Annotated in this window: 18 protein-coding genes; 10 read left to right on the top strand and 8 right to left on the bottom strand. The window is 69.1% G+C overall.

From position 1 onward, the window contains the following. Window positions 1-358: 358 nt before the first annotated feature. A complete protein-coding gene (locus H0524_RS01275) occupies window positions 359-1,840 on the top strand; it encodes a LuxR C-terminal-related transcriptional regulator (protein ID WP_180197003.1) in 1,482 nt (493 codons plus the stop codon). A gap of 96 nt (window positions 1,841-1,936) precedes the next feature. Here the strand turns inward: H0524_RS01275 and H0524_RS01270 are convergent, their stop codons facing one another. The 6 genes from H0524_RS01270 to H0524_RS01245 all read right to left on the bottom strand — a co-directional run bounded on the left by H0524_RS01270 (window position 1,937) and on the right by H0524_RS01245 (window position 9,855). Beyond that, the gene (locus H0524_RS01270) at window positions 1,937-3,160 is read right to left on the bottom strand and encodes a cytochrome P450 (protein WP_180197002.1); all 1,224 of its coding nucleotides are present in this window, start codon (window positions 3,158-3,160) and stop codon (window positions 1,937-1,939) included. Next, window positions 3,157-6,303 (bottom strand): non-ribosomal peptide synthetase, encoded by a 3,147-nt coding sequence (locus H0524_RS01265; protein WP_180197001.1) that lies wholly within the window; start codon window positions 6,301-6,303, stop codon window positions 3,157-3,159. Before H0524_RS01265 ends, H0524_RS01270 begins: the two co-directional genes overlap by 4 nt. A gap of 6 nt (window positions 6,304-6,309) precedes the next feature. After that, the gene (locus H0524_RS01260; RefSeq protein ID WP_180197000.1) at window positions 6,310-8,124 is read right to left on the bottom strand and encodes an amino acid adenylation domain-containing protein; all 1,815 of its coding nucleotides are present in this window, start codon (window positions 8,122-8,124) and stop codon (window positions 6,310-6,312) included. Further along, on the bottom strand, window positions 8,124-8,342 hold the full coding sequence (locus H0524_RS01255; protein ID WP_180196999.1) for an MbtH family protein: 219 nt from the start codon (window positions 8,340-8,342) through the stop codon (window positions 8,124-8,126). Before H0524_RS01255 ends, H0524_RS01260 begins: the two co-directional genes overlap by 1 nt. 259 nt (window positions 8,343-8,601) lie before the next feature. Then, window positions 8,602-8,793 (bottom strand): DUF5703 family protein, encoded by a 192-nt coding sequence (locus H0524_RS01250; protein ID WP_018215309.1) that lies wholly within the window; start codon window positions 8,791-8,793, stop codon window positions 8,602-8,604. 90 nt (window positions 8,794-8,883) lie between these two features. Further along, on the bottom strand, window positions 8,884-9,855 hold the full coding sequence (locus tag H0524_RS01245; protein ID WP_180196998.1) for an aldo/keto reductase: 972 nt from the start codon (window positions 9,853-9,855) through the stop codon (window positions 8,884-8,886). A 183-nt stretch (window positions 9,856-10,038) separates the two neighbouring features. Between H0524_RS01245 and H0524_RS01240 the strand changes: the two genes are divergently transcribed. The 6 genes from H0524_RS01240 (at window position 10,039) to mshC (ending at window position 15,596) form a co-directional block, all read left to right on the top strand. Then, window positions 10,039-11,091, top strand: a complete 1,053-nt coding sequence (locus tag H0524_RS01240) for an LLM class F420-dependent oxidoreductase (RefSeq protein ID WP_180196997.1) — start codon at window positions 10,039-10,041, stop codon at window positions 11,089-11,091. After that, the gene (locus tag H0524_RS01235; RefSeq protein WP_180196996.1) at window positions 11,088-11,924 is read left to right on the top strand and encodes an undecaprenyl-diphosphate phosphatase; all 837 of its coding nucleotides are present in this window, start codon (window positions 11,088-11,090) and stop codon (window positions 11,922-11,924) included. Before H0524_RS01240 ends, H0524_RS01235 begins: the two co-directional genes overlap by 4 nt. 76 nt (window positions 11,925-12,000) lie before the next feature. Beyond that, a complete protein-coding gene (locus H0524_RS01230; protein WP_180196995.1) occupies window positions 12,001-12,714 on the top strand; it encodes an MSMEG_4193 family putative phosphomutase in 714 nt (237 codons plus the stop codon). 152 nt (window positions 12,715-12,866) lie between these two features. After that, window positions 12,867-13,454 (top strand): DUF3090 domain-containing protein, encoded by a 588-nt coding sequence (locus H0524_RS01225; RefSeq protein ID WP_180196994.1) that lies wholly within the window; start codon window positions 12,867-12,869, stop codon window positions 13,452-13,454. Further along, complete coding sequence (locus H0524_RS01220) at window positions 13,451-14,290, top strand: SCO1664 family protein (protein WP_180196993.1); 840 nt, start codon at window positions 13,451-13,453, stop codon at window positions 14,288-14,290. Before H0524_RS01225 ends, H0524_RS01220 begins: the two co-directional genes overlap by 4 nt. 67 nt (window positions 14,291-14,357) lie before the next feature. Then, entirely contained in the window at window positions 14,358-15,596 is a 1,239-nt protein-coding gene (gene mshC, locus H0524_RS01215; RefSeq protein WP_180196992.1) for a cysteine--1-D-myo-inosityl 2-amino-2-deoxy-alpha-D-glucopyranoside ligase, read from the top strand. 57 nt (window positions 15,597-15,653) lie between these two features. On the opposite strand, the gene H0524_RS01210 is transcribed toward mshC, so the two are convergent. Together H0524_RS01210 and H0524_RS01205 are read right to left on the bottom strand one after the other, a co-directional pair. Continuing rightward, entirely contained in the window at window positions 15,654-16,445 is a 792-nt protein-coding gene (locus H0524_RS01210; RefSeq protein ID WP_180197127.1) for a GntR family transcriptional regulator, read from the bottom strand. Between the two features lie 140 nt (window positions 16,446-16,585). Beyond that, a complete protein-coding gene (locus H0524_RS01205) occupies window positions 16,586-17,455 on the bottom strand; it encodes a PAC2 family protein (protein ID WP_018725092.1) in 870 nt (289 codons plus the stop codon). A 263-nt stretch (window positions 17,456-17,718) separates the two neighbouring features. On the opposite strand from H0524_RS01205, the gene metH reads away from it, so the two are divergent. The 3 genes from metH to gadC all read left to right on the top strand — a co-directional run bounded on the left by metH (window position 17,719) and on the right by gadC (window position 24,447). Beyond that, window positions 17,719-21,234: a methionine synthase gene (gene metH / locus H0524_RS01200; protein WP_180196991.1), complete on the top strand. Its 3,516-nt coding sequence runs from the start codon at window positions 17,719-17,721 to the stop codon at window positions 21,232-21,234. Window positions 21,235-21,611: 377 nt separating this feature from the next. Next, window positions 21,612-22,952: a glutamate decarboxylase gene (locus tag H0524_RS01195; RefSeq protein WP_180197126.1), complete on the top strand. Its 1,341-nt coding sequence runs from the start codon at window positions 21,612-21,614 to the stop codon at window positions 22,950-22,952. Between the two features lie 16 nt (window positions 22,953-22,968). Continuing rightward, window positions 22,969-24,447 carry a putative glutamine/gamma-aminobutyrate antiporter GadC gene (gene gadC / locus H0524_RS01190; RefSeq protein WP_180197125.1) on the top strand — a complete coding sequence of 493 codons (1,479 nt, stop codon included), beginning with the start codon at window positions 22,969-22,971 and terminating at the stop codon, window positions 24,445-24,447. Window positions 24,448-24,501 lie beyond the last annotated feature (54 nt).

The following is a 24,501-nucleotide window of genomic DNA, read 5'->3' as shown; positions in this document are numbered from 1 at the left end:
TGTCAGTAGCCTGTGCATCGATTTGCGACCGGCCCGTGAGCGAGAGGGCGAGCAGTCGTGATCCGGAGAGGCGACAATAATGTGGACTCGCCCGATTCCGGCACAAACGACTGGGCGCTGCTCAAACGCACGGCCTTCCTGAGTCTGCCACCGGCGTCCGCCGGGCGGGCCGCCCAATCGCCGCGGCCGGTCAGGCCGGCACCGCCTCCACGACCGTGTGTGACGCGGACCGCGAGGACGACGCTGTGCTGCTCGGTCAGATGGCCGGCGGCCCCGATGTGGTCGCCGGCGGCGACTGGTAGGGGAGTGTGGCCGGCTGGCGGGAGTGTAGGTCACTCAATATGATTCACCGACATAAATGTTACTTTTGGCAAAATGCGGAGGTCTTGATCCCTTGTGTCGGTGTAGTACCCTGGCTGTGTGCGCTAGGCGCCTCGGGGTGCGGGGTTCGGGAGAAAAGATCGCCGTGGATTCGCTAGCCGATGTGAACGACCGAGATCGTGATGGCTACCGCGTCCTGGTCCTCACCGACAATGAGCTGACACGTCGAGGTCTCAATGACATGTTGGGCAGTCTGACCGAGGTCACCGACGTAGAGACCCTTGTTGACATCCATCCGGATCACGTTCCGTTCGGTGAGCACGGTCCGGTCGATATTCTGGTGATCGCATGCGATGACCTGAACGGCAAGGAAGTCAACTGGGCCGCCAACGCCGCGGTCCGGCACGGCATCAAGATTCTCGTCCTGATCGAGCGCGGGGTCGACTGCCTCGACACGGTCATACAGTTTCCAAGCAACGGATTCCTCATCAAGGACAACGTGACCGAGAGGGCGCTCGCCTCGGCGCTGACCCAGATCGTCTCCGGTGAGGTGCCGATGCCCGCGATGCTCACGAAACGCCTGCTGGAGCGGGCGCGTGGCGGGGTGCCGCCGGAGCAGTCCGTCGCGCCGGAACTGACCCCGCACGAGCACGAGACACTGGTGCTGCTGGCCGGCGGGCTCAGCGACAAGCAGATCGCCCGCAAACTGCTGATCAGCCAGCACGGCGTCAGGCGCCTGGTGGCCAACACCCTCGCCAAGCTGAACTGTTCCAACCGGACGCTGGCCGTTGCGGTCGCCATCAAAGAGGGGCTGCTCTCGGAAATTAGCGGCGAGGAGTACGGCGAGGTGCTGTTCTCGCTGTTCGAGAAGTCGGGAATCGGGCTCGCCGTACTCGACCCCGCGTTGCGGGTGCTCGCCATCAACGACGTGTTCAGCCGGCAGTGCGGCTGCCCGCCCGAGGCCGTCAAGGACCGTAGCGTCCTCGGGCTCCTCGACCTCGATCTGCGTCCCGGCCTACTGCGCCAGCTCAGGCGGATGGTGCAGGGCGGCCACCGGGGGACCGCCCGGCACTGCTTGCGCGCACATTTCGAGCAGACCGGAATCGGTGGGCATCTGACCGTCCTGCCGGTGGGCGACGGCCATGGCAAGGTCCGCATGATCGTGGTGCAGTTCGCACCGGAAAGGAGTCAGGAGTCGGTTCCGGCGGTGCGGAGCCAGCGTAAGGTGACCGCCCTCGCTGCCCGCATTCTGGAGGGCGTGGCGGCCGGCGATTCCACGGTGCGGCTGGCGACCAAGCTCTTTCTGAGCCGGCAGGGAGTCGAATACCACGTGAGTATTCTGTTGCGGCAGTTCAAGGTACCAAACCGGACCGCGCTGGCTGCAAAAGCCTATTCGATGGGAATGTTCAGCGCCGGCTACTGGCCGCCCAAGGTGCTCCCGGAGTACATACGTGACGCCCCCTGCCCGGGCCTGAACCGGATGGGCCCGGCCGCGTCAACCGCAGCCCAGCACCCTTGATCTGCGCCAACCCGGCCGCCATCCGGTTTTTTGCGAGGCGGGCGAGCAGCCTCCGCTCGAACGCGATGCGGGCGGCCGAGATCACGGTCCATCCGGTCACCCATGCCGGCCGCCGCCAGCGGTGACGGGGTGTAGCTTGACGACGGCCCGGTCGAAGCCGTTGATGTGGTTGGACCGGACCCGCTCGACCGGCCCGGCCACCTCGATCCCGGCCACCCGGCGGGCCAGTTCGCCGAAGAGCACCCGCAGCTCGCTGGTTGCCAGTGCGCTGCCGAGACAGTAGTGGGCGCCGTGGCCGAAGGCCAGGTGCCGGTTGGGTTTGCGGTCGAGCCGGAACTCGTCGGGCTGGTCGAAGACCGCCTCGTCCCGGTTGACCGACCCGCCCCACACCACGACCTGCTGGCCCGCCTTGATGGCCCGGCCGGCGAGCTCGGTGTCGCCGACCGCGGTGCGCAGGGTGTGCGCACCCGGCGTGGTCCAGCGCAGGATCTCGTCCACGGCGGTGGGCAGCAGGTCCGGATTCGCGCGCAGCGCCCGCCACTGCCCGGGATCGGCGGCCAACGCGAGGAGCCCACCGACCGCGGCGTGCCGGGTGGTCTCGTTGCCGCCGGAGATCAGTCCGTCACAGTTGAGCAGGATCTCCTCGTCGGTCAGCGGCCGGCCGTCAACCTCGCCCTGCACCAGCGCGGTGACCACGTCCTCGCGCGGATCACGCCGCCGTTGCCGGGCCAGCTCGAGGTGGTACAGGAGGATGTCGGCGTGCGCCTCGACTGCCTCGGCCGTGGGGCTGCCGTGCTCGTCGACCGCGCCGAACGCCACGGTGGTGCGGTCGAGCAGGAAGTCCCAGTCCTCGCGGGGCACCCCGAGCAGGTCGCAGATGACCGAGACCGGCAGCCGGCCGGCGACCTCGACGAAGTCGCCGGCGCCCCGCTCGAAGGCGTGGTCCAGGCTGGCGGTGACGGTCTCCCGCATGTTCTGCTCCAGTCGCCGCACGGTACGCGCGGTGAACGCCGAGGCGATGATGCGCCGGAGGTCGGCGTGCCGGGGTGGGTCGGTGACGATGAGCATCCTGCGGGACGCGGCGGCGGCCGCCACCGGGTCGGCGCCCAGCCGGATACCCCGTTCCGACGAGAACGTCCTGCTGTCGCGCAGGACCCGCACCGCCTCCGCATGCGTGGTCACCGACCAGTAGCTGTCCTGATTCGGGCGTACGGTCCAGCGCACCGGGTCGTGGCGGCGCATCCACCGCCACACCGGGGGCAGCGCGCCGTCGCGGTGCAGCGTGGGATCCGCGACATCCACGTCGGTGACGGCCGTCATCGTTCGTTCTCCTCGGCCATCGCCAGCTCCATCAGCACCTCGGCGAGGTCCTCCAGAACCGGGTGCTCGAAGAGTAGGCGCACCGAGATGTCCAGGCCGGTCGCCGCCTTGATCCGGGCGATCACCTGCGCGGCGAGCAGCGAGTGGCCACCGGTCTCGAAGAACTGGTCGCGCACACTGATCCGGGGGGCGGCCAGCACGTCCTGCCAGATCCCCACGACGATCTCCTCCAGCGGGGTGCGCGGCGGCACGTATCCGGCCACCTCCGGCCGAGTCGGCTCACCCGCCTCGTCGATCAGGATGGTCAACGCGGCCCGGTCGACCTTGCCATTGCTGGTGAACGGCAGGCTCTCCAAAAAGACCCAGCGCGCCGGCCAGCAGTGGGCAGGCAGCTTCTCGGCCAGGTGTCCGCCCAGTTCCTCGGTGCCGGCCGCCGGAACGCCGGGCTCGCGGACCACGCAGGCGGTCAACCCGAGCACGCCGGCGGCGTCCTCGCGGGCCACAACCGTGCATTCCCGTACGCCCGAGACGGCGGTGATGGCGGACTCGATCTCGCCCGGTTCGATCCGAAAGCCGCGCACCTTGACCTGGTCGTCGGCCCGGCCGGCGAATACGAGCTCGCCGTCCGGCCGGCGGCGTGCCAGGTCACCGGTGCGGTAGAGGCGGGCGCCAGGCTGTCGGGAGTGTGGGTCGGGCACGAAACGCTCGGCGGTGCGGCGGGGGCGGCCGAGATAGCCGCGGGCCGTCCCGACGCCGCCGACGTACAGCTCGCCGAGAACGCCGGGCGGCACGGGGCGCAGGTTGTTGTCGAGCACCAGAGCGCTGTAGCCGGGGATCGCGGTGCCGATCGGCAGGCCGCCGTCCGGATCGGACGTCGCCGCCTCGTGCCCGGTGGCCCAGATGGTGGCCTCGGTCGGGCCGTACAGGTTGAAGCAGCGCGCCTGCGGCGTCCAGTGCCGCACCGTGCTGCCGGTGAGCACCTCGCCGGCCCCGATCACCACCCGCAGGCTCGGCACGTCAGCCCGGCCCAGCACGGCGATCGCGGACGGCGGTGCGGTCCACGACGTGACCTGGTGACGACGCATCAGCGCGGCCAGCGGTTCACCGGGCACGAGGTCATCCTGACTGCCCAGGGCGAGCGCGGCGCCCACACCGGCGGCCAGCCCGACCTCGAACATCGAGGCGTCGAAGCTGGGGGAGCAGAACTGCAGCACGGTGTCACCGGCGTGATGCGGCAGGCGGGCGCGTTGCGCGGCCATCAGCGCGGCGAACGATGCGTGGCTGATCTGGACGCCCTTGGGCTGCCCGGTGGAGCCCGAGGTGTAGATGACGTATGCGAGGTTCTGCGGCAGCGGGCCCGGTCCGGGCTCGGGGTTTTCGTGGTATGCGTCAGGGGCGACGAGCGGGATACCGGCCACCTCGGCGAGGTGCTCGGCGCCCGGGCCGGTGCCGATCAGAACGGTGGCGGCGGCGTCGGCCAGCATGTATTCGAGCCGAGAGGACGGATACTGCGGGTCAAGGGGCAGGTAGGCGCCGCCGGCCTTGAGCACGGCCAGCAGCGCGACGAGCCACTCGGGGCTGCGCGGCAGGCAGACACCGACCCGGGTCTCCGGGGCGACGCCATACGCGCGCAACGTGCGGGCCAGGCGGTTGGCGAGCACGTCGACCGCGGCGTATGTCATGGTCCGTTCGTCGAACCTGAGGGCTGTGGCGTCTGGTCGTTCCCGGGCCCAGCGCGCGAACAGTTCGTGTAGCAGCGGCGGGTCGGTCTCCACCGCCGGTACGGACGCGAGCAGCGCGGCCTGTTCCTCCTCGCCGAGCATCGGCAGCTCGGACAGCCGCAGCCCGGGCTCGGCCACCGCCGCCTTGAGTAGGGTCTGCAGGTGGGCCTGCAGGCGCTCGATGCTGTCCGCGTCGAACAGGGAGGCGTCATACTCCCAGGCGGCGGCCAATCCGGCGTCGGTGGGTGCCAGCGTCAGCGCCAGGTCGACACCGGGTGCCTGGGTGTCCATCCGCACCAAGTCGACGGTCAGGTCGTCGAGCCGGATGCTGTTCAGCGACACCTCGGCCATGTGCAGCACGGTCTGGAAGAAGGTCTGCCGGTCCCCGTCGCGGTCCGGGCGCAGCTCCCGCACCAGCCACTCCAGCGGTACCTCCTGGTGCTGGATCGCCTCCAGGGACACTTCGCGGACCTGCGCAAGCAGTTGCGCGAAGGTGGGATCCCCGCCCAGGTTGCTGCGGACCACCACGGTGTTGACGAAGCAGCCGATCAGCTCACCGAGGCCGGGCTCGGTACGGGCCACCACCGGGACGCCGACCATCACGTCGGTCTGGCCGCTGTGCCGGTGCAGCAGCGTGTCGAACACCGCCAGCAGCACCATGAAGACGGTGGCACCGCGCTCGGCCGCGAACACGCGGACGTCCTCGACCAGGTCGCCGGGCAGGGTGGACACCAGCAGACCGTCCCCGGCCGCCACGCCGTTGTGGCGCGGCCGGTCGGTGGGCAGCTCGATGGCGGCCCCGGCACCTGTGAGCCGGTGCCGCCACACGTCCATCGCCGGCCTGAGCGTCTCCGGCGTCAGGTTCTCGCGCTCCCAGACCGCGAAATCCGCGTACTGGATCGGCAGGTCGCCGGCCAGCGGTTCGCCGGCGCGCAGGCGCCGGTAGTTTTCCACGATCTCCTGGTAGAGCAGCTGCAGCGACCAGCCGTCGGCGATCAGGTGATGCAGGCCCAGGGCCAGGCGGTGCTCGTCGTCGCCGAGCCGCAGCAGCGCGGCCCGGAACAGCGGTCCGACCTCGATGTCGAACGGCCGTTGCCAGGCCCGCGACAGCCACTCGTCGGCCTCGGCCGCCGCATTGGTGCCACCATCGCAGGCCACTGTTTCCAGCGGGACGTGCAGCGCGGGGCACACCACCTGCATCGGGTCGCCGTCCCGGGCCACGAACGTCGTGCGCAGCGCCTCGTGCCGGCGGACCACCGCGTCGATCGCGGCCTGCAGCAGGCGGGGGTTGAGCGCACCACGCAGGCGCAGCACGGCCTGGATGTTCCAGGCGTGGCCACCGCCCTCCATCTGTTCGAGGAACCACAGCCGCCGCTGCGAGTATGACGTCGGCGCGACGAAATTATCCTCGATAAGATCCATGCCTACCTACTCCTTGACCTCAGACAGCCGCCGGGCGGGGCGCTGGACAGGGGTGATGGCCGGGCGTGCCGCGCCACCGCTGGCCGCCGCGGCGATCGCGGCGGCCAGCCCCTCGACCGTCCTGCCGTGCGTCAGGAGGGTCTCCAGCCGCAGATGTACGCCGTGCGACTGCTCGATCCGGGCGATGACCCGCGCGGCGAGTAGCGAGTGCCCGCCGGCCTCGAAGAAGTCGTCCCGGATCCCGATCTCGGACTGCCCCAGCACCTCCTGCCAGATGCCGACCAGGTCCTCCTCGACCGCCGTGCGCGGCGGGACGGGAGCGGCCTCGCGCCAGCGCTGGGTAGCCGCGCAGGCCAGTATGGCCTCGTAGTCGATCTTGTGGTTCGGGGTGAGCGGGAACTCCGGCAGCAGGATGATCGAGGCGGGCAGCATGTAGTCGGGCAACTCGCCGGCCAGGTGCTGGCGTAGCATGCCGCCGGTCACGCCGGTCTCCTCCGGCAGCGGGATTGCGTACGCGAGGATCTGCTGGCCCAGCAGGCCGGTCGCGCCGAGCAGCACCACCGCCTGCCGCACCAGTGGGTGCCGTTCCAGCGCCTGCTGTATCTCGTTGAGCTCGATCCGGTGCCCGCGGACCTTGACCTGGCCGTCGGCACGGCCCTGGAATTCCAGGGCACCGTCCTCCCGAAACCGGCCCAGGTCGCCGGTACGGTACATGCGCGCGCCCGGCACGTCGGAGAACGGGTCGGGGACGAACGCGGCCGCGGTCAGCGCCGGATGGCCCAGATAGCCGCGGGCCACCCCGACACCACCGATGCAGATCTCGCCCGTACCGCCGGGTGGCACCGGCCGGTCGCCCAGATCACCCACGACGTACAGCGAGACTCCCGGTAGCGGGTAGCCGATCGGCACCGAGGGGAGCTCGCCGAGGCATGGGGCGGCCCGGTAGAGGGAGGCGGCGACGGTGGTCTCGGTCGGTCCGTACCCGTTGAGGAAGCGGTGGCGGTCGGCGAAAGCCGCCGCCAGCTTCGGCGGACACGCCTCGCCTCCGGAGACGACCACGGTCAGGTCGGGGAACTCCCGGTCGGAGATGGTCATCAGGACCGACGGCGGAAGCGCCACGGTGTCGATGCGGTCGTCCCGCAGCCGGGCGGCCAGCTGGTCGGCGGAGGAGACCTCCTCCCTGGTCGCGATGACCAGTGTGCCGCCGTTGGTGAGGGTGGCCAGCGTGTCGACGACGGAGAGGTCGAAGCTGAACGACACGCATTGCAGGGTGCGCCGCCCCGGGCCGACCTCCAGCGCCGGCGCCATACCCGCCAGCAGGGCGCTCAGTGAGGCATGGGTGACCTGAACGCCCTTGGGCTGCCCGGTCGAACCCGAGGTGTAGATGACGTACGCCAGGTTCCCGGGTTGCGGCCGGAGGCCGAGGATGGCTTCCTCGTGATGGGCGTCGATGGCCAGTACGGGAATGCCGCCGGTGTCCGCGAGGTGGTCACCGATGATGACGGTGGCGCCAGAATTGGCGAGCATGTATTCGAGCCGTGCCGGTGGATATTCAGGATCGAGCGGCACGTAGGCGCCGCCGGCCTTGTGGACGGCCAGCAGCGCGACGACCCAGTCGGCGGTGCGGGGCAGGCAGATACCGACGCGAGAATCGGGGGCTACGCCGTGGGCGCGCAGGGCGTTGGCGAGGCGCTTGGCGCGGGCGTCGACCTCGGCGTACGTCAGAATCTGGTGGCCGGTTCCGACCGCCGTGACGTCTGGGTATTCGCGCGCCCACCGCTCGAACCGCTGGTGTGCCAGCAGGGCCGGGCCGTCCTCCATCAGCAGGCCGTCGCCTGCTGTTCCATGCGCTTACGCAGGCTGAGTGGGCGCATGTCGGTCCAGACCTCCTCGATGTGCGCCAGGCACTCCTCGCGGGTGCCGACGGTGCCCTCGTCGCGCCAGCCCAGGGCGTTCTCCCGACCGGCCGGCCAGATCGAGTACTGCTCCTCGTGGTTGAGCACCACCTTGTAGGGCTGGCTCTCCTGGGAATCGCTCATCGCTTCTCCGTCGAGTGGGCGGGACATGCCGGATCCCATTCGATCGTGACCGCGGCCCTTCCCGCCGCCGCACGAAGAGGGTCTAGGACAACACCTGGACTTCTCCCGTGCCGGTGGCCGAGGCGCTGCCGGGAATGACCGAAACGGCGAAGGGAAGCATTGGGCGGGTAGTGGTTTCGCTGGACCAGCGTGGTCGCCCTCGCCGCCGCTCACTGGTATCTCGACCGCCGCCCGGTGCGGGACCCGCTCCCGCGGCTAGCTAGTAGGAGAGGCCGGGCGGTGGCGGGCTGATCCGGCGACGGCGCAGCACGACCTGCCGGGTCCCATCCCGGAACAGCCGAACCCGGGCCAGCTCCCAGCCGGAGAACTCCGCCTGAATGGCGAGCTGCGCGGCCGCGGTCAGCCGGTCAACATTCGGGGGCAACCGTAGCGGCGCGTATTCGTAGTCCATGGCCCCATGCTGCCCATCCGCCCAGCCCGGCGCCACCCTGCCCGGCCCGGTTATCCCAGGCCAGGCGGGGTGCCCCTCCCCGGCCGGGGGTCAGCCGTCGCGCTCCGGGTAGCCGACCGGGACGGCGGAGACGTCGTCGAGCGCTGTTCTGATCTCCTCCGGCAGGGTCATCTGCTCGACCTGGAGGGCGCCGAGTAACTGCCCCACCGTGCGCGCGCCGAGGATCGGCGCGACGACCCCGGGCCGGTCGCGGATCCAGGCCAGCGCGACCTCCAGCGGGGAGACGCCGAGGCCGCCGGCAGCGGTGGCAACCGCTTCCACGATGCTGGAGCAGCGCGGTTCCAGGTAGGTCGCGACGAACCGCTCGAAATGCGGTGAGGCCGCCCGAGAATCCGCTGGTCGGCCGTTTCGGTACTTGCCGGTCAGGACTCCCCGCCCCAGCGGTGACCAGGGCAATACCCCCAGCCCGAGAGCCGCGCAGGCCGGTAGCACCTCCCGCTCGATGCCGCGTTCCAGTAGCGAGTACTCCACCTGGGCGGCGACCACCGGGGCGCGGCCGGGCCAGGCCGCCTGCCAGGCCGCGGCACGGGCGGTTTGCCAGCCCGAGAAGTTGGCGACGCCGACGTACCGGACCCGCCCGCTGGCGACCGCGTGGTCCAGTGCCGCGAGGGTCTCCTCCAGCGGTGTGTCCGGGTCATAGCCGTGCACCTGGAACAGGTCGACGTGGTCGGTGCCGAGCCGCCGCAGGGACGCGTCCAGGGTGCGTAGTAGGTGCCCACGGGAGCCGTCGCGACGCCGGCCGTGGCCCGGGCGCAGCCCTGCCTTGGTCGCGATCAGCAGCTCCTCGCGGGGGACCAGGGTGCCGAGCAGCGAGCCGATGACCGATTCGGCGTCACCGTCACCGTATACATCGGCGGTGTCGACCAGGTTGCCGCCGGCGTCGAGATAACCTTTCAGCTGGGCCGCCGCATCGTCAGCTTCGGTGTCCCGGCCCCAGGTCATGGTGCCGAGCGCGAGCCGCGAAACCGCCAGCCCGCTTCGGCCGAGCGGTCGCTGTTGCATGGTTGAATCTTATTTCCATCACGGGTCGCACCGATATCCTCGCTGCCGTCCAGTCTGCCGCCTGTTCGTCGCCGCGCCTCCTCGGGTACCTCGCTGCCGGCGCTGTTGCGTGAGCCGGTGATCGAGGGCGGCGATGGTATTGCGTAACCTGATGCGACCTGTGGTGTGGATGGGGGAGGACTAGTGCGACTCGGGCTCAGCCTCGGTTACCAGACGGCGTGGAGTACACCTGCAGACCATCTGGCTCTGGCCCAGGAGGCGGACCGGCTCGGCTACACGGTGGTGTGGGCGGCGGAGGCGTACGGCTCCGACTCGCCGAGCATGCTCGCCTGGATGGCCGGCCAGACCAAGCGGATTGAGCTCGGTAGCGCGGTGATGCAGATTCCGGGCCGCACCCCGGCGATGACCGCGATGACCGCCGCGACCATCGACGCGCTCTCCGGTGGCCGGTTCCGGCTGGGCCTGGGGGTGTCCGGTCCGCAGGTCTCCGAGGGCTGGCACGGCGTACGGTTCGCCCGCCCGCTCGCCCGGACCCGGGAGTTTGTCGACATCGTTCGGCTGGCGGTGGCCCGCAAGCAGGTCGCCTACACCGGCGACTTCTACACCCTGCCGCTACCCGACGGACCGGGCAAGGCGCTGCGTCTGGGCTTCCACCCGCCCCGGGAGTACATTCCGACCTACCTGGCCGCCGTCGGTCCGAAGAACCTGGAACTCGCCGGCGAGATCGCCGACGGCTGGCTCGCCGTCTTCTACGCGCCGGAGTTCGCCGCGGAGCAGCTCGCTGCGATCCGCGCCGGTCGGGCCCGCGCCGGGAAGGAGCTGTCCGGCTTCGATGTGGTTCCCTCGGTGCCGGTGGTGATCGGTGACGATGTCGCCAGCTGCGCCGAACTGGTCCGCTGGTACGCCGCGCTCTACATCGGCGGCATGGGCAGCCGGCAGCAGAACTTCTACAACCAGCTCGCCACCCGGATGGGGTACGGCGAGGCCGCGCGCGAGGTGCAGGAGCTGTACCTGGCCCGGCGGCACCGCGACGCGGCCGCCGCGGTGCCGCTGGAGCTGATTGACCGCACCTCGCTGCTCGGCCCGAAGGAGCGCATCGCCGAGCGGATGCGGGAGTTCGCCGCTGCCGGCGTCACCACGCTGTCGGTGACCCTCTTCGTGGCCGACCGGGACAGCGGCGTGCAGACCCTTCGGACCGTCGCCGAGGCGCTGGATCTCGCGGGAGTCGGCGAGTGACCTGGGTCGAGGCCATTGTCCTGGGCATCGTGCAGGGCCTGACCGAATTCCTGCCGATCAGCTCGTCGGGCCATCTGCGGATCACCTCCGCGATCTTCTTCGAGCAGGACGCCGGGGCGTCGTTCACCGCCGTCACCCAGCTCGGCACCGAGGCGGCGGTGCTGCTCTACTTCGCCAAGGACATCTGGCGAATCAGCCGTACCTGGGTCGTTGGAATCTGGGATCGGTCGGTGCGCAGCAGCCTCGACTACCGGATGGGCTGGTACGTCATCGTCGGCTCGATTCCCATCGGCGTCTTCGGCTTCTTGTTCAAGGACCAGATCCGGGAGACTGCGCGGAACCTGTGGCTGGTCGCCAGCACCCTGATCCTGTTCGCCTTCGTACTGGCGTTCGCCGAGTACTGGGGCCGGCAGACGCGGACGCTGCAGAACTTCCGGATGCGCGACGGTGTGGTGATGGGTTTCGCGCAGGCGATGGCGTTGATTCCCGGCGTGTCCCGGTCGGGGGGGACGCTCACCGCCGGCCTGCTGCTCAACCTGACCCGGGAGACCGCGGCCCGATACTCATTCCTGCTGGCCATTCCCGCGGTGGTGATGTCGGGCGTGCTCAGTCTCGAGGACGTCTTCGCTCCGGCGGCGCCGGGCACCTCGGTGCCGAGCGGGGCGCAGATGATCGTGGCCACTGCGGCCGCCTTCGCCGTGGGTTACGCGGCCATCGCCTGGCTGCTGCGCTACGTGGCGCACCACACCCTGTACATCTTTGTGCTGTATCGGGTGGCGTTGGGAACGCTGGTGCTCGCCCTGCTGCTGACCGGCACAATCAGCGCCACCTGACCCGTTGTCGCCGACGCGCCCGGGTGCGGACACCGCCCGGGCACATCGGTGGGCCAGGCGTGGGGCAGGCTCTAGGGTGGTCACCGTGGCGACGCTACTGCTCTTGCGACACGGCCGGACGACCGCGAACGCTGCCGGCGGGCTGGCCGGTCGGCAGCCGGTCGAGCTGGACGAGACCGGCCGCACCCAGGCCACCGCGGTCGGCGAGCGGCTCCGGCTGCTTTCCTGCCCGACCGTGGTGACCAGCCCGTTGGTCCGTTGCCGGCAGACCCTGGAGCGGGCGTTGCCCGAGGCCGTGCCGGTGGTGGAGGAGGGGCTGACCGAGTGCGGATACGGCAGCTGGGAGGGGCAGCCGCTGAAACAGCTCGCCAAGGACGCGCTCTGGCCGGTCGTGCAGCAGCACCCCAGCGCGGCGGTCTTCCCGGGCGGGGAGGCGATGGCGAGCATGGCGGCCCGGGCGGTGGCCGCGGTGCGCACCTGGGATGCTCGGGTGAGCGCGGAGCACGGGCTGGACGCGGTCTGGCTGGCCTGCACCCACGGCGACGTGATCAAAGCGATCGTGGCGGACGCGCTCGGCCTGCACCTGGACCTCTTCCAGCGGCTCATCGTGGATCCGGCCTCGGTCACGGTGATCCGCTACACCCCGCTGCGTCCCTTCCTGGTGCGGCTCAACGACACCGGCGGCGATCTGACCGCATTGGTCCCGCCCCCGCCGAAGCGGGGCAGGCGGAAGCGTCGTACCGCGGACTCGGACGCCACGATCGGGGGCGGCGCTGGGGCAGGGGTCTGACCCGTTCCGGTGATCACGTCGGCGCTGGCGAGGGGCAACGCGGCCCGGGCGGCCACGGCGGGACCGAGGGGGCGTCGCGATGCGGAGGCGCCTCGCGGCGATTCCGGTCGGTGGGGTGCGCGCCCTGCGGGTGCGCCGGATAGGGTCGAGGTATGACCCACCAGGTGTACGCCTTCGAGCCGCCGGAGCGGTTCGTCGCCGGAACCGTCGGGCCGCCGGGGGATCGCACGTTCTTTCTCCAGGCCCGCGGCGGTGGCCGGCTGGTCAGCGTCGCGCTGGAGAAGGTCCAGGTCTCACTGCTGGCGGAGAAACTTGAGGAGTTGCTCTCCGAGGCGCAACGGCGGTTTGGGGTGAAGCTGCCGGAGACCGGCCCGGTTGGTGGGGACAACGACCCGCTGGACGCCCCCGTCGACGAGGAGTTCCGGGTCGGCACCCTGGGGCTGGCCTTTGACGTGGACACGGAGACGGTCGTGATCGAGGCGATCGCGGTCGGCGAGGTCGAGGCTGAGGTTGGGGCCGCCGAGGCTGCGGCTGAGGTCGAGTTGGACGAGTCGGACGACGAGGAGCCAGACGACGACCTGGACCGGCTGCGGGTGCGGTTGACCCCGGAGGCGACCCGCGAGTTTATTGGACGGGCCCGGCGGGTGGTAAACGCGGGCCGACCGCCGTGTCCGCTCTGCGGCCAGCCCCTCGACCCGGTCGGTCACCTCTGCCCGCGCCACAACGGCTACCACCGGTGACCTCATCTGAGCTGCACCGGAGCCGGGATTGGCACCAGCCGCACCAGGACGGTGATCAGCTGCTTCGGCTGCTGCGGGAGGGTCCGCTCGAGTTGGAGGGGCGGCTGGTGGACGCCTCGAACACGACGCTCCGCGCGGTCCTGACGTTGGACGGGATGACCGCGCGTTGTGTCTACAAGCCGGTGCGGGGTGAGCGGCCGCTCTGGGACTTTCCAGATGGCAATCTCGCCGGGCGCGAGGTCGCCGCGTACCTGGTGTCGGCGGCCACCGGATGGGACCTGGTGCCGCCGACGGTGCTGCGCGACGGCCCGCTCGGCCCCGGCTCCTGCCAGCTGTGGATCGACGGGCCGGTGGAGCCGGAGCCACTGGTCGGGTTTGTTCCGACCGACAAACTGCCGTCCCGGTGGTTGGCGGTGGCCGCGGCCCGGGACGAGGAGGGCATCCCGTACGCCCTGGCGCACGCCGACGACCCGCGGCTCGCCCGGCTGGCCGTACTGGACGCGGTTATCAACAACGCCGACCGCAAGGGCGGACATGTTCTGGTCGGCCCGGACGGCCGAATCCACGGCGTGGATCACGGGGTCAGCTTCCACGTGGAGGAGAAGCTGCGCACGGTCTTGTGGGGTTGGGCGGGCCGCGAGCTGCCGACGGACGTGGCGGAGGCGCTCGCGACACTCGCCGGCGCGGTCGCCGGGGAACTGGGCGGTGCTCTCGCCGAGCACCTCACGGTCAGCGAAGTCGCCGCGGTGGCTTCCCGGATCGGGCGGCTGCGGGCCGCCGGACGATTCCCGTTGCCGTCGCGTCAGTGGCCGGCGATGCCGTGGCCACCCATGTGAGCGGCTGTCACGTTAGTCACCTCTCGTGTTCCCCGGAGCCCGCTGACGGCTGGTTAGGCTGGCGGTCATGGACTCTTGGGCGGGACACGAGGTGCCGCGGCTGCCGGGCCAGGGCGGGCCGCTGATGTTGTTTGACTCGGCCCGGCGGGGCGTGGCCGCCAGCGCGCCGACCGGCACCGGCACCATGTACGTCTGCGGCATCACCCCGTATGACGCCACCCACCTCGGGCACGCCGCCACCATGATCGCCTTCGACCTGATCCAGCGGGCGTGGCGGGACGCGGGGCGGGACGTGACGTACGTGCAGAACGTCACCGACATCGATGATCCGCTGCTGGAGCGGGCCGCTCGGGATGGCGAGGACTGGAAGGTCCTGGCGATGCGGGAGACCGCGCTGTTCCGGGAGGACATGGCGGCGCTGCGGATCCTCCCGCCGGAGCACTACGTCGGTGCGGTGGAGTCGATCCCGGACATCGCCGAGCGGGTCCTGACCCTGGTGAAGGAGGGTGCTGCCTACCGGCTCGAGGACGGGACCGGCGATGTCTACTTCGACATCGCGGCCGCCCCCCGATTCGGGTACGAGTCCCACCTGAGCCGGGAGCAGATGCTGGAGATCTTCCCCGAGCGCGGCGGTGACCCGGATCGGGCCGGTAAGCGCGACCCGCTCGATCCGCTGTTGTGGCGTGGTGCCCGCGCCGACGAGCCGTCGTGGCCCGGCGGGGAGCTGGGCCCGGGCCGCCCCGGCTGGCACATCGAGTGCGCCGTGATCGCGCTGGACCTGCTCGGTGCGCAGATCGATGTGCAGGGTGGCGGGAATGATCTGATCTTCCCGCACCATGAGTGCTCGGCCGCCCACGCCGAGCTGTTGACCGGGCAGACCCCGTTCGCCGGGCACTACGTGCACGCGGGCATGATCGGCCTGGACGGCGAGAAGATGTCCAAATCCCGCGGCAACCTGGTCTTCGTCTCCCGGTTGCGAGCCGATCAGGTGGATCCGATGGCGGTCCGGCTGGCCCTGATGAGCGGGCACTACCGCGGCGACCGCACCTGGAACGACGAGCTGTTGGCGACCGCGCGGGAGCGGCTGGGCCGATGGCGGCGGGCTGCCGCGTTGCCCGGCGGTCCGTCCGCGGAGGCGTTTCTGGCCACGCTTCGGGCGCGCCTCGCCGACGATCTCGACACCCCGGGGGCGCTCGCTCTGGCGGACTCCTGGGCGGAGGCGGCGCTCCTCGGTGCCGGCAACGACCCGGGGGCACCCGCGCTCTTCTCCCGGGCGCTGGACGCCCTGCTCGGCGTCCGTCTGTGACCTACTGGGCGGTCCGACGGCCGGAAGATGGCCCCCTCGGCGCGGGTGGCCTCGCCATCAGCCCAGGACGAGACCCGGGCCCGGCTCCGGTTCGGTCGCCGGGGCCGGGATCTGGTACGCCTCGGTCAGGGTGGTGACCGGGCCGGGCCAGGTGGCCTGGGCGACCTCGATCGGTTTACGGCGTTCGTCGTAGGCGACGTGCAGCAGGTGTAGCACCGGGGTGTCGGGGCGGATCTGGAGGGTCTCCGCCTCGTCTCGGCTGGGCTGCCGGGCACTGATCGTGTCGGTCGCGGTAGCGTACCGCCGGCCGGTGGCTTCCTCGGCCTCCTGGTAGAGGGGGCGGCCGAAGGCCTCGGCCCGCTCCAGCGAGGTGCCGGCGGTGTCGGTCGGTAGGAACCAGGCGGCACCGACCTCCACCGGGGAGTCCTCGGCCCGGACCAGGTGTCGACGACAGAGCAGCTCGGTGCCGTCGGATACGCCGAACGCGTCGGCGACCTCGGGCGGTGCGGGGGCGGGCCCGACGGAGACGAGCTGTTGCCGGTACCGGGCGGCGAGGTCGGTGTGGTAGCCACGGAAGCCGCCGTACCGGCCCCGGGAGAGCCGGTTGAGGCGGCGTCGGGTGCCGCGGACGTACGTACCGGAGCCAGGCTTCGTGATCAGGATGCCCTCGACCCGGAGTTGGTCCACGGCGCGTTGCACGGTCTGCTTGGCGACGCCGAACATTTCGGCGATGGCCGGGATGGAGGGTAGCCGCTCGCCGGGACCCCAGTCACCGCGGCGCACCTGTGCCTTGATCTGCGCGGCGATCTGTCGGTGCGGGAATTCGGCCGCTCCCGGGTTGATCTGCATGCCCGCCTCCTCGGTCATCAACTAGGTTCCTAGGATGCCGTAGCGAGTGGGTTCCTGTCCACAACCGACTGGGGCAGACAGAAAGACAGTGGCCCGCCACCGGTGAAGGTGGCGGGCCACGAGGATCAGCGCGCTACGGGCTACCAGGAGCCGGCGGTAGGACCGGCGGAGCCGCCGCGCCGGCGCAGGTACTTCTCAAACTCCTGGGCGATCTCGTCCCCGGTCAGTGGGGTGATGCCGGCGTCGCCGACCCGTTCCTCCAACTCGCGGACGTACTCACCGAGCTCGGCGTCCTGCTCGGCGGCGCCCCGGACCCGCTGTTCCCACTCGGCGGCCTCCTCGGCGAGGTCCGCCATCGGCACCGGCAGATCCAGCACCTCCTCGACCCGGTGCAGCAGGGCCAGGGTCGCCTTGGGGCAGGGTGGGTTGTTGGCGTAGTGCGGCACATGCACCCAGAACGACACCGCGTTCACCTCGGCCCGTGCGCAGGCATCGTGCAGGACCCCGACAATGCCGGTGGGCCCGTCGTACCGGGTGGGAGTGAGCTGGAAGCGCTGTGCCGCGCCCTTGTCGGAGGCGCTTCCGCTGATCGGTAGCGGTCGGGTGTACGGCACGTCGGCCAGGAGCGCGCCGAGCAGCACCACCCGTTCGACCTCCAGGCTGTGGCAGATCTCCAGCACCTGCTCGCAGAAGGTGCGCCAGCGCATGCTCGGCTCGATGCCGCGGATCAGCACGACATCCCGCTCGGTACCGGCAGGGCTGGCGGCCATGAACCGGGTGGTGGGCCACTCCACCCGTCGGGTCTCGCCCGCCGACATCGCGATCGTGGGGCGGCTGACCTGGAAGTCGTAGAAGTCCTCCGGATCCAGCTCGGTCACCGGCCGGGCCTGCCACACCTGTTCCAGGTGTTCGACGGCGGCCGTCGAGGCATCGGCGGCGTCGTTCCAACCTTCGAAGGCGGCGATGGCCACGGGGGACCGCAGGACCGGCAGTCCGTCGAACTCGGTCACGCGGTCACCTCGTCCCGCCCGTCGGGGGCGGTGCCGGGCAGGTGCCCGATCGGCCGGCCACCATGCGTCGTGGCGTCGCTGTAGTCCCTCACGTCCGTCAGCCTACGTGCCAGGGGTGGGAACCGGACCGTCGGCCGCGCCGATCTGTCAAGCGACGAAACAAACACTCGGGTGACAAAGGGGCAGCGGGTACTGGATACCCCACGTGGGATCCGGTAGCCGGGGATCGACCACACCCCGTGTGGTCGCAGTAACCTGAAGCTGTGGTGATCTCCGTGCTCGACGCGCTGGCCGACCGGATTCTCGTCGCCGACGGGGCGATGGGGACCATGTTGCACGCGGCAGACCTGACTCTCGATGACTTCGATGGGCTGGAGGGCTGCAACGAAATCCTCAACGTGACCCGGCCGGACGCTGTCCGTGGCGTGCACGAGGCATATCTGGCCGTGGGTGCAGACTGCGTGGAGACCAACACGTTCGGCGCGAACCTGGCGAACTTGGCCGAGTACGGCATTGAGGGGCGCATCCGTGAGCTGTCCGAGGCTGGCGCCCGGCTGGCCCGCACCGCCGCCGACGCGTACGCGACACCGGAGCAGCCGCGCTTCGTCCTGGGCTCGATCGGGCCGGGCACGAAGCTACCCACCCTGGGGCACGCCACGTACGCCGCGCTGCGGGATGCGTACCAGGAGAACGCCGTTGGCCTGATCGCCGGCGGATCCGATGCGCTGATCATCGAGACGTGCCAGGACCTGCTCCAGGTGAAGGCAGCGGCAATCGGCGCGAAGCGGGCGATGGCCGAGCTGGGCGGCTCGGTCCCGATCATCTGTCATGTGGCGGTGGAGACCACCGGCACCATGCTGCTGGGCAGCGAGATCGGCGCCGCGCTCACCGCGATCGAGCCACTCGGCATCGACCTGATCGGGCTGAACTGCTCCACCGGGCCGGCGGAGATGGGTGAGCACCTGCGCTACCTGTCCCAGCACTCCCAGACTCCGGTGTCGGTGATGCCGAACGCCGGCCTGCCGGTCCTCACCTCCGACGGTGCGTACTTCCCGCTGACGCCGGACGAGCTGGGCGATGCCCTGGCGCAGTTCGCCACCGACTACGGTGTGGCGCTGGTCGGCGGCTGCTGCGGGACCACGCCGGAGCACATCCGGGTGCTGGCCGGACGGATGCGGGGCCGACCGCCGGCGGTGCGCGAGCCACAGCCCGAGCCCGGCGCCTCGTCGATCTATCACCATGTCCCCTTCGCGCAGGACGCGAGCGTGCTGATGGTGGGGGAGCGGACCAACGCCAACGGCTCCAAGGCGTTCCGTGCGGCCATGCTCGCGGAGGACTGGCAGGCGTGCGTCGAGATCGCCCGTGGCCAGGCGCGGGATGGCTCGCACCTGCTGGACCTCTGTGTGGACTACGTGGGCCGCGACGGCACCCAGGACATGCGCGAGCTGGCCAGCCGGTTCGCCACCGCCTCCACGCTGCCGATCGTGCTGGATTCGACCGAGCCGGGCGTGATCGAGGCGGGGTTGGAGACACTCGGTGGGCGATGCGTGGTCAACTCGGTCAACTTCGAGGACGGCGACGGCCCCGACTCCCGATACGCCCGCCTGATGTCCGTGGTCAAGGAACACGGCGCCGCGGTGGTGGCACTGCTCATCGACGAGGAGGGGCAGGCGCGTACCAAGGACTGGAAGGTACGCGTGGCCACCCGGCTGATCGACGATCTGACCGGCCGGTGGGGGATGGCCCGGTCGGACATCCTGATCGACGCCCTGACCTTCCCGATCGCCACCGGGCAGGAGGAGACCCGGCGGGACGGGATCGAGACCATCGAGGCGATCCGGGAGATCGCCGCCCGCTACCCGGGGGTCAACTTCACCCTGGGTATCTCCAACGTCTCGTTCGGGCTCAATCCGGCGGCCCGGCAGGTCCTCAACTCGGTGTTCCTGCACGAGTGCGTCCAGGCCGGGCTGACCTCGGCGATCGTGCACGCCAGCAAGATCCTGCCGATGTCGAAGATTCCCGATGAGCAACGGGAGATCGCACTCGACCTGGTCTACGACCGACGCCGCGCAGGGTACGACCCGGTCCAGCGCTTCATCGAAGCCTTCGAGGGGGTGGACGCGGCCTCGGCGCGGGCCAGCCGAGCGGAGGAACTGGCCGCGCTGCCGCTCCAGGAGCGGCTCAAGCGCCGGATCATCGACGGCGAGCGCAACGGTCTCGAGGCCGATCTGGACGCGGCCCTCGCCACCGGGTTGGCGGCGATGGTCGTTATCAACGACATTCTGCTGGACGGGATGAAGGTGGTCGGCGAACTGTTCGGGGCCGGCCAGATGCAGCTGCCGTTCGTACTCCAGTCCGCCGAGGTGATGAAGTCCGCGGTGGCGTACCTGGAGCCGCACCTGGAGAAGGCCGATGACGGCGGTAAGGGACGGATCGTGCTCGCCACCGTGAAGGGCGACGTCCACGACATCGGCAAGAACCTCGTCGATATCATCCTGTCGAACAACGGCTACGAGGTGGTGAACATCGGGATCAAGCAGCCGATCAACGCCATCCTCGACGCCGCCGAGCAGAACCGCGCGGACGCGATCGGCATGTCGGGGCTGTTGGTGAAGAGCACCGTCATCATGAAGGAGAACCTGGTCGAGATGGCCACGCGGGGCGTTGCGGAGCGCTGGCCGGTCCTGCTGGGGGGTGCGGCGCTGACCCGCGCGTACGTCGAGGACGACCTGCGATCGATGTTCCCCGGCCAGGTGCACTACGCCCGGGATGCCTTCGAAGGGCTCTCCCTGATGGACCGGGTGATGGCCGCCAAGCGCGGTGGCGCACCGGTGGAGGACCCGGAGCGGGAGGCGGCGTTGGCCGCGCGGCGGGAGCGGCGGGTGCGGCAGCGGGCGATCGTCAGCCAGTCGTTGCCGGGGCTGGACGACGCCTCGGTCCGCTCCGACGTGGCCACCGATGTCGAGGTGCCCACCCCACCGTTCTTCGGCACCCGGGTGGTCAGGGGGCTGCCCCTCGCCGACTACGCGGCCCTGATCGACGAACGGGCGACGTTTCTCGGGCAGTGGGGGCTACGCGGTGCCCGCGGCGGGAAGGGCCCCAGCTACGAGGAGTTGGTGGAGACCGAGGGCCGGCCGCGGCTGCGCTACTGGCTGGACCGGCTCATCGCCGACCAGGTACTGGAGGCAGCTGTGGTGTACGGCTACTTCCCGGCCTACTCCGACGGCAACGACCTGGTCGTGCTCGACGAGAACGGGCACGCGGAGCGGGCCCGGTTCACCTTCCCCCGGCAGCGCCAGGAGCGGCGGCTCTGCCTGGCCGACTTCTTCCGTCCTCGCGGCGGCGAGCTGGACGTGGTGGCGCTGCAGCTGGTCACGGTTGGCCAACTGATCAGCGAATATACGGCGAAGTTGTTCGCCCGCAACGAGTACCGCGACTATCTGGAGGTGCACGGGCTGTCGGTGCAGCTCACCGAGGCTCTTGCCGAGTACTGGCACCAGCGGGTCCGCGCCGAGCTGAGCCTGCCCGACGACCGTACGGTGGCCACCACCGACCCGGCTGACCTGGCCGGGTTGCTGCGTAACGACTACCGGGGCTGCCGGTATGCCTTCGGCTACCCGGCCTGCCCGGACCTGGAGGACCGGGCGAAGCTCGTGGACCTGCTGGGTGCGGAACGGATCGGTGTGCAGCTGTCGGAGGAGTTCCAGCTCGTTCCGGAACAGGCCACCGACGCAATTGTCGTGCACCACCCGGAGGCGGGTTACTTCAACGCCAAGTGACACCAGGTCCGTCCGGCCAGGTCTCGGTGAAGTGATCCACCTGTCGCTAGCCGGGCAGGGGGGTGGGTGAGATCCACGCCAGCTGACCGCTGTTCTGTATCGCCTCGCCCATGGTCGCGACAACCGATCGGGAGTTGCGGTGCGGTGCCAGCCAGATGGTGAGCCGGTGTCGGTGGTGTTGTCGGTCGGGTGAGGCTGTTGCGATTGCCGGCGCGGGGATCTGCTGTGGGCGTAGGGTGTGTCCGACGAGCCTTTGCCGCCGGGAACGCTGTTGGCCAATCGTAGCCCCTGGCCGCTGGCAAACCCTGGGAGGGTAAATGCCGGACATGGAACAAGATTTTGACATGGTTGCCTCGGATTCACTTCTGTTGAATCCGATGTTCGCGCGTCCAGGCCAGTCGACGGAGCGTACCCGGTTTTCGATTCCGGACGCCGCCACTCTGCCCGAGACCGCATACCAGATCGTGCACGACGAGGTGGCCCTCGACGGGAACGCCCGACTGAATTTGGCGACTTTTGTTGGCACCTGGATGGACGATCATGCCGAGAAACTGTTCGCGGAAACCTTCGACCGAAATCTTATCGACAAGGACGAGTATCAGGCAACCAGTGCAATAGAGAAGCGATGTTTGGTCATGCTGGCAGATCTCTGGCATGCCCGGGACCCGCGGAGCACTATCGGTGCGTCCACGACCGGTTCCTCGGAAGCCTGCATGTTGGGGGGGTTGGCGCTCAAGCGTCGTTGGCAGCATGCGCGTCGCCGTGCGGGCAAGCCGACCAGTCACCCCAACCTGGTGATGTCGAGCGCGGTGCAGGTGTGTTGGAAAAAGTTTTGCAACTACTGGGATGTGGAGCCCCGCTTCGTTCCGATTTCCGAAGAGCACAAGACCTTGGACGGTCATGACCTTGCATCGTACGTGGACGAGAACACGATCGGGGTCGTCGCGATTCTTGGCGTGACGTATACCGGAATGTATGAGCCGGTCCAGCGCATCGCGGCTGCCTTGGACGAAATTCAGGACTCGACCGGGCTTGATGTAGAAATTCATGTGGACGGAGCTACCGGTGCGTTCGTGGCGCCCTTTGTTCAGCCAGACATGGTCTGGGACTTCCGGCTCCGGAGAGTAGCGTCGATCAACGCCTCCGGTCACAAATACGGACTGGTGTACCCCGGGCTGGGATGGGTGGTCTGGCGAGACGAGGCGGCGTTGCCCGAGGACCTGATTTTCTGGGTTAACTACCTGGGTGGCGAAACACCGACGCTCGGGCTAAATTTCACCAGACCGGGGGCTCAGGTGCTCTTGCAGTACTATCTCTTCCTGCGTCTCGGTCGAGAGGGCTTTCGGCGGGTGCAGCTCGCCATGCATGATGTCGCGCGGTACTTGTCCCAGGAGGTCGCAAAGATACCGCATCTCGAGCTGTGGAGCGATGGTAACGATATTCCGGTGCTAGCCTGGCACCTGCGGGGTGGGTACACCAAGAATTGGAACCTGTATCATCTGTCCGACCGCATGCGTATGAAGGGATGGCAGATTCCCACCTATGCAATGCCCGATAATCTCACGGACCTCATGGTGCAGCGGATCGTGATTCGCAATGGGCTCAGCCGTGACCTCGCCGAGGTGTTTATTGCTGAACTTCGTGGCGAGATAGCGCACCTTGACTCTCTCGAGTCTCCTATACCCGCGGTCGGTCAGCGACCTGGGTTCCATCATTGAATCTTTGCGAGAGCGCATGGCTCCGTCAGATAGCCGACCCGCGGGCAAAAACTCGGCGAAGATCAGTGTCCTGGGGCTGGCGATGCTCAACATCGTCGCGGTGGTCAGCCTGAGTGGCCTGCCGGCTGAGGCCGAGTACGGGTTGAGTGCTGCCTTCTACTATGTCTTCGCTGCGGTCTTCTTTCTCGTGCCAGTCTCGCTGGTCGCCGCTGAACTAGCCACCGGGTGGCCGGAGAAGGGAGGCGTGTTCCGGTGGGTTGGTGAGGCGTTCGGGGCCCGTTGGGGATTCGTGTCCATCTTTCTACTGCTGGCCCAGGTGACGATCTTTTTTCCGGTTCTTCTCACCTTCGGGGCGATCTCGCTCGCCTACACCGGCCCGGAGGCAACGCTGGATGAGAAGTTGTCCGGCAACCGACTGTACATTCTGCTGACTGTGCTCGCGGTCTTCTGGGTCGCCACCGCGATCGGCGCCCACGGGATTGCCGCGTTTACCCGTGTCGCGAAGTGGGGCGGCATCGTCGGCACTATTCTTCCCGCCTTGCTCCTCGTGATCCTCGGTCTTGTCTACCTGAGCTCGGGCGGGCAGTCGCAGACGCCGCTGGGTTGGGGTGAGGTGGTCCCGGATTTCGCGCGGTTCAGTAACCTGGCGTTGGCCGCGAGCATTTTTCTCTTCTATGCCGGCATGGAGATGAATGCGATCCATGTGCGGGACGTGGAGAATCCCACCCGGCACTATCCGCTGGCGGTGCTGATCGCAGCGGTGGGAGCGATGAGCATCCTGGTGCTGGGCACACTGACGATTTCCTTTGTCGTACCGCGATCCGAGATAGACCTGACGCAGTCACTATTGATAACTTTCCTTGATGTTTTCCGCTGGCTCGGCCTTGCCTGGGCGGTGCCGATAGTCGCGGTCGCCTTGGTGATCGGTGTTCTGGCCGGCATCGTAACCTGGGTCGTCGGCCCGTCAACCGCGATGCTGGCGGTGGCAAAGGCCGGCTATCTGCCGCCTTTCTTTCAATTGACCAACAAATACGGGATGCCTACCAGAATCTTGCTGTTCCAGGCGATTTCGGTTAGTGTCCTGGCAGTGCTGTTCATTGTTATGCCATCAGTGGAGGCGGCCTTTCAGGTCCTCAGTCAGCTCGCTGGTATCCTCTATCTTCTCATCTATCTGGGAATGTTCGCCGCGGCGATCCAGCTACGGTACAGCCAACCTGATCGACGACGGCCGTACCGAGTTCCGGGTGGGCTTCCGGGAATGTGGGTCATCGGTGGCATCGGTTTCGTCGCCTCGGCGCTCGCACTCGCCTCCAGCCTTGCACCCCCAGATCAGATCGGTGTCGGAAGCCCCACCGTCTATATAGGACTGCTTGTGGGGTTGGCGGCCATGATCATCGCGGTGCCGCTCAGCGTGTACGTACTGCGTAAGCCGGACTGGTGTGACCCTGGTCGTGATGTCGCGCCGTTTAGCTGGGAGACGCAAGGCGATCGCTAACCCGGTCGGTGCGCTGGGGCGCCGGGGTGACGGTTGACCGGCGGCAAGGATTCA

The organism is Salinispora sp. H7-4 (genome assembly GCF_013416675.1).
Lineage (GTDB): Bacteria > Actinomycetota > Actinomycetes > Mycobacteriales > Micromonosporaceae > Micromonospora > Micromonospora vitiensis.
Note: the sequence above shows the minus strand (reverse complement) of the source record. Positions and strands in the feature narration are given on the sequence as shown.